This is a genomic window from Aeromicrobium sp. CnD17-E, assembly GCF_024124745.1.
GTDB lineage: Bacteria > Actinomycetota > Actinomycetes > Propionibacteriales > Nocardioidaceae > Aeromicrobium.
Window position 1 is genome coordinate 1 of sequence record NZ_JAMXRU010000147.1, and the last position, 5,790, is coordinate 5,790.

Here is a 5,790-nt window from a genome sequence, read left to right on the forward strand (position 1 = left end):
CTGCCGGTTCCCGTCGGCGAGCGTCGCGGCACCGCTGCTCAGCTGACGGGTGCCGTCGGCCAGCTGGTCGGCCCCGGTGCCGAGTCGGCCCGCGCCGTCCGCGAGCGTGCCCGCGCCGTCGGCCGCCTCCTCCAGGGAGCTCTTGATGTCGGTGAAGCCGAGGTAGAGGTTGTCGAGGTAGGTGCGCGTGACCTGGGCGTTCAGCGACGACTTCGCGGCCTCGAGGATGCGGTCGGCGATCTGGCCGTTGACGAAGTTGACGGCGTCGTTCGTCTTCAGGTCGAGTCGGCCCTGCACCGCCGCGTCGGGGTCGCCGCTCGTCGACGTCGCCGCCTTCGACAGGTCGCGCGGGATCGTGAGGACCGCCTTGTAGCGACCGTCGGCGAGACCGCTGCGGGCGTCGGACGGGTCGGTGAGGACCCAGTCGTAGTTGTTGCGGTCGTCGTTGCCGACGAGGTTCGCGGCGAGCTGACGGCCGACGGCCACGGGCTGCTTCTCGCCGTCGCGCCCGGCGACCTCGACCATCTGGTCCTCGTTGACCACGGCGGCCTTCACGTGGTCGAGCCGGCCCGTCGGGTCGATGTTGGCCCAGATGTACAGCGCGCCGTAGAACAGCGGCACGATCGCGACCGCGAGCACGGCCAGGCGGGTGAGCCGGCTGCGACGGAACCGCGCGAGCTCGAACCAGGGGAGGGAGGGGGTGGGCAGCATCAGATCATCAGCTCGTCGAGGGTGCGTCGGGTGTCGAGCTCCAGCAGGTGGAGTCGCGGGGACGGGGCGGGGGCGGAGGTGGCCGACTGCACGCTCGCGACGAGCGCGGTCGGCCGGTCCTCCAGCAGGTGCGCGAGGGTCGACCACAGCAGGTCGACGTGCTCGGTGGCGCGCAGGTCGTCGGCGTCGTCGACGACGAGCACCTCCGGCCGGGCCAGCAGGGCGAGGACGATGCCCAAGGTCTTGCGCTCCAGGCGTGGAAGGTCCGAGACGAGTGTCGAGCCGTCGACGTCGGTGAACGGCAGGCCGTGCTCGACGTGGGCCGCCTCGAGGGCCCGGTTCATCAGGTCGCGCACCGGCGAGACCTTCGACCGCGAGACCCACAGGCCGAGGGTGCGGATCGACAGCCGCTCGGCGACGTGCTGGTCGACGGTGAGGTTCGGGTCGAGGTCGTTGACGTCGCGGAACTCCGCGAGCGAGACCCTGCGGCGCACGTCGCGCGACTCCTGCGGGAGGAGGTGGCCGGCCACGCGCAGCCGTCCCTCGTCGAAGGCCATGCGTCCGGCGAACGTGAGCAGCAGCGCGGTCTTGCCGCTGCCGCTCGGCCCGTGGACCACGAGCCACTCGCCGGCCGGGAGCTCCACAGTGACGTCGTTGTAGACGATGCCCTCCGGCGTCGCGAGCGTGAGCCCGGCCGCGGAGACGGCGGCGGTCGAGTGCGGGCGCGGCCAGGTCTCGAGCTCGACCCGCCGGTGCAGCGCCTCGCCCTCGACGTCGACGTGGGGCAGGCGCGTCGCCAGCCAGCGGGGGAGCCACCACGAGCGGTGGCCGGCGAACCGCATGACCGACGGCACGAACAGCATCCGCACGAGGAACGCGTCGGCGAACACACCCACCGCGAGCGCGAAGGCGATCGGCTTGATGTTCTCGTCGCCCTCGGGGACGAACGCCGCGAAGACCGCGAGCATGATCACCGCCGCCGCGGTGACCACCCGCGAGCTGCCGACGAAGCCCTCGACGATCGCCTCGTCGGGGTCGCCGGTGCGCACGTACTCCTCCTTCATGCGCGAGACCAGGAACACCTCGTAGTCCATCGACAGGCCGAACAGCACGGCCATCAGCAGGATCGGCAGGAACGAGATCAGCGGTCCGGTGTCCTGCAGGTGCACGAGGTCGGCGAGCCAGCCCCACTGGAACACCGCGACGACGGCGCCGAACGCCGCACCTGTCGAGAGCAGGAACCCGAGCGTCGCCTTGAGGGGGATGAGCAGGGAGCGGAAGACCACCATGAGCAGCAGCACCGAGAGGCCGACGACGAGCAGGCCGAAGGGGAGGAGGGCGTCCTGGAGCCGCTCCGACACGTCGATGCCGACGGCGGTCAGCCCCGTGACCGACACGTCCACGCCGTGCTCCTGCTCCCACCGGGGCGCCTCGGCACGGATCCGCTGCACGAGGTCGGCGGTCTGGGGCGACGCGGGACCGGTCGTGGGGATCACCTGGATCACGGCGGTGTCGGCGGAGCGGTTCGGGGTCGCGAGACCGATGGTCTCCACGCCCTTCGTCGCCCGCAGGTCGCGCTCGACGTCGTCGACGACGCCGAGCGGGTCGTTGGAGGTGATCACGTCGAGCTTGACGAGCAGCGGTCCGTTGTAGCCGGGTCCGAGGTGCTGGTCGACGAGGTCGTAGGCCTCGCGCTGGGTGCTGCCGCTCGGCGCGCTGCCGTTGTCGGGGAGCGCGAGCTGCAGGTCCTTCACTGGCAGGGTCCCGACGGCGAGCACGCCGACCACGACGACCATCGCGACGGCGGGGAAGCGGGTGGTCAGGCGCACCCAGCGTCGTGAGAAGCCGCCCGCGGGCTTCTCCTTCGCCGTGGGCTGCAGGCGGTCGCCAGCGCGGCCGAGCAGGGCGGGCAGCAGGGTCAGCGCCACGGCGACGGCGACGGCGACCGAGACGGCGCCGCTGATGCCCATGACCGTCAGGAAGGGGATGCCGGCGACGAACAGGCCGACGAGCGCGATCATCACCGTGACGCCGGCGAAGACCACGGCGGACCCGGCCGTCGCGACGGCACGCCCGACGGCCTCGTCGGCTGGGATGCCGTCGGCCATGAGCTCGCGGTGCCTCGAGACGATGAACAGGGCGTAGTCGATCCCCACGGCAAGCCCGATCATGAGGGCCAGGAGCGGGGCGGTCGAGCTGATCGTCAGGAAGCCGGTGGCGGTCCACAGCAGCTCCATCGTCACCGCCACGCCGACGAGCGCGGTGACGATCGGCAGGAAGGCCGCGCGCCACGACCGGAACATCCGGTAGAGCACGACGAGCGCCACGACGACGCCGATCACCTCGATGATCGAGAGCTTCGGTCCGGTGTTGGAGAAGGCGTCGCCGCCGAACGCGACCGTGTAGCCGGCGTCGTCGAGGCTGGTGCCGGTCCGCTGGAGGTCGCTCTTCAGACGGTCGGTCACCCCACCGAGGTCGCCGGCGAGGGAGACCTGGATCTGGGCGGCCCGGTCGTCGCGCGAGATCGAGGCGGCGCGTGCCAGCTCGTCGTAGGGGGAGGTCACGGAGGTGACGCCGTCGACCCGCTCCAGGGCGGCGACCGTGCGGCCGACGAGCGCCTTCGACGTGGGCGACTCGATCGACGTGCCGTCGGGGGCGACCACCACGGCATAGGCGGTCAGGCCGGACAGCTCGGGGAAGGTGCGGCCGAGGTCGACGAAGGCGTCGTTGGCCTCGGTGCCGGGGACGTCGAACTCGTCGCGCGTCCCGTCGCCCAGCGCGAGTGCGGCGCCGGCACCGATCAGCGCGACCAGGAACCAGGCGAGGAGGACGCGACCGGGGCGCAGGAAGCACCGGCGTCCGAGCTCGTACAGGGAGGACGACATGTCTGCCACGATACGGTTCTGTATTGAATACATCAATGTATCCTGGTGTCGTGTCCACCACGCCTGACGCCGTCGCCGGTCGCCCCGACGAGTCCGCATCCGTCGACGCGGTCTCGCGCCGCCGAGCCGCCACCCGCGAGCGCCTGCTCGACGCGGCCCGCTCCCTGCTGGTGCGCGAGGGGCTGCAGGGCGTGTCGGTCGAGCGGCTGTGCGAGGAGGCTGGCTACACACGTGGCGCGTTCTACTCCAACTTCACGTCGAAGGACGAGCTCGTGGTGGCCCTGACCGAGCGTGAGCGCGAGCGCGTCCTGGCCATGCTGAAGGAGGCGGCCGACCTCACGACCCTCGACGGGCTCGGGGCGGAGGAGGCCGCCGGCGTGATCCTCGAACGGTTCCTGCTGCTGCAGCCGCCGGACCGTGACGACTTCCAGCTCCACCTCGAGATGCAGCTGAGGGGCCTGCGCGGCGACGTGGGCGGCGACGTCTTCGTCGGCTGGTGGAACGCCGTCCTCGACGGCATCGGCGAGGTCCTCACGTCCGCCCTGGACGCGTTCGACCTGCGGCTCACCCTCGACGTCCGTGAGGTGTGCACGATCCTCATGGGCACGTGGGACGCCCTGGTCCTCGGGTCCCTCGTCGACGGCCGTCCCGTCGACGTCGAGGCCATGCGCGTCGCCCTGCCGCGGATGCTGCTCTCCTTCACCGAGCCCGCCTGAGGCCGCTGGCGCGCTCGACGCCTCCACCGCACGCGGGTGCGGCAGGATGGTTCCATGGCCATCCAGATCGCCCAGGACCCCGCCGCCGACCAGGTGCTCAGCGCCGACCCGTTCGCCCTCCTCGTGGGCATGCTGCTCGACCAGCAGTGCCCGATGGAGCACGCGTTCCGTGGCCCGGCGAAGATCCTCGACCGGTTCGGCACGCTCGACCCGGCCGCGATCGCGACCGCCGAGCCCGACGCCTTCGCCGACCTCTGCGCGACCCCGCCAGCGATCCACCGGTACGGACGGTCCATGGCCGGACGGGTGCAGGCCCTCGCGCAGGTCGTGGTCGAGGAGTACGACGGCGACGCCTCCCGCATCTGGACGGACGCGAAGTCCGGAGAGGCGCTGTTCGCGCGGCTCACCGCACTGCCCGGGTACGGCGAGCAGAAGGCGAAGATCTTCGTCGCGCTGCTGGCCAAGCAGCTCGACGTGAAGCCGCGCGGCTGGACCACCGTCTCCGGCGACTACAGCAAGAAGGGCTACCGGTCGGTCGCCGACGTCGTCGACGCCGACTCGCTCAAGAAGGTCCGCGACTTCAAGAAGGCGGCGAAGGCCGAGGCGAAGGCCAAGGCCGGTCAGTCCTGACCCACGACGGGAGCGTCAGACGCTGACGTCCTGGTAGGCGAACGGGTCGACGAGGGTCGCCGGCACCTGACAGGTTCCGGCGGCCGCGCGGTCCATGCGCTGCTCGAGCTCGCTCCCGTCGGCTGCCGTCGGTGGTCGGAAGTCGCCGCGGAAGCCGCCCGAGACCTGACGTGCGTACTGCTCGCGCGCGGCGAGGAGCGACTCCCAGTCGGCGAGCCAGGCCTCCAGCGGACGATCGGCTCGGCGCACGGCCTGCGGCAGGGTGCGCACGCGGTCGATCATGCGCCGCACCTCGAGGTTCTGGTCGGCCAGCTGGGCGCCGCGCAGCCGCGCCGGACCGTCGACCCGCACCTGCGCCACGGCCGACGTCATGATGCCGCAGGCCTGCGCGACCATGCGCGTCACGCGCGGGTCGTCCAACGTGCCGCGCGTGTCCTGGGACCGCGCCTGCAGCGCCACCGCCACCGCGCCGGCCGCGACGAGCACGGCCACGAGCGGACCGACGACGGCCAGACGCCGCCACCCCCGCGCCACGGGCGCCGGTGCGTAGCGCCAGACGTCCTCGTCGGGGAGGTAGGAAGGCACCTCGTCATCGTGCCACGCGACGACCGGCGCGGCGGGTCGAGCGAGGGCCGTGGCGTCAGTCCTCGCCGAGCGCCGAAGGGCTCGACCAGCGGGCCCGCGAGGTCCCGCCTACGCTCGCCCCGTGACGCGTCTGGCTTTCTGCCCCCACCCGCCGCTGCTGCCGGCCGGGTCCCTCGTCGGCGACGTCGAGGAGGCGGGATCGTTGCGCGACGCCTCGCTCGACGCGGTGCGCGACCTCGTGGCGGGTGCTCCCAGCGTCGTCG

At 72.1% G+C, this 5,790-nt stretch carries 5 protein-coding genes; 2 read left to right on the forward strand and 3 right to left on the reverse strand.

What is annotated here, in order from left to right; all coding sequences use genetic code 11:
- Together NH339_RS17000 and NH339_RS17005 are read right to left on the reverse strand one after the other, a co-directional pair.
- Positions 1 to 711: YhgE/Pip domain-containing protein (locus NH339_RS17000; RefSeq protein ID WP_253027192.1), on the reverse strand; the 711-nt coding region annotated here is incomplete at its 3' end.
- Positions 711 to 3,596 carry an MMPL family transporter gene (locus tag NH339_RS17005; protein ID WP_253027193.1) on the reverse strand — a complete coding sequence of 962 codons (2,886 nt, stop codon included), beginning with the start codon at positions 3,594 to 3,596 and terminating at the stop codon, positions 711 to 713. The genes NH339_RS17005 and NH339_RS17000, both read right to left, overlap by 1 nt.
- A 50-nt stretch (positions 3,597 to 3,646) precedes the next feature.
- Here NH339_RS17005 and NH339_RS17010 point away from each other — a divergent pair, with 50 nt between their 5' ends.
- Positions 3,647 to 4,312, forward strand: a complete 666-nt coding sequence (locus tag NH339_RS17010; RefSeq protein ID WP_253027194.1) for a TetR/AcrR family transcriptional regulator — start codon at positions 3,647 to 3,649, stop codon at positions 4,310 to 4,312.
- A gap of 54 nt (positions 4,313 to 4,366) precedes the next feature.
- A complete protein-coding gene (locus tag NH339_RS17015) occupies positions 4,367 to 4,942 on the forward strand; it encodes an HhH-GPD-type base excision DNA repair protein (RefSeq protein WP_253027195.1) in 576 nt (191 codons plus the stop codon).
- A gap of 15 nt (positions 4,943 to 4,957) precedes the next feature.
- On the opposite strand, the gene NH339_RS17020 is transcribed toward NH339_RS17015, so the two are convergent.
- Positions 4,958 to 5,527 carry a hypothetical protein gene (locus NH339_RS17020; RefSeq protein WP_253027196.1) on the reverse strand — a complete coding sequence of 190 codons (570 nt, stop codon included), beginning with the start codon at positions 5,525 to 5,527 and terminating at the stop codon, positions 4,958 to 4,960.
- Positions 5,528 to 5,790 lie beyond the last annotated feature (263 nt).

Excerpts from the sequence above, each read along its gene's own strand:
- NH339_RS17005 (WP_253027193.1), bottom strand. The coding sequence starts at position 3,596 with ATGTCGTCCTCCCTGTACGAGCTCGGACGCCGGTGCTTCCTGCGCCCC.
- NH339_RS17015 (WP_253027195.1), top strand. The coding sequence starts at position 4,367 with ATGGCCATCCAGATCGCCCAGGACCCCGCCGCCGACCAGGTGCTCAGC.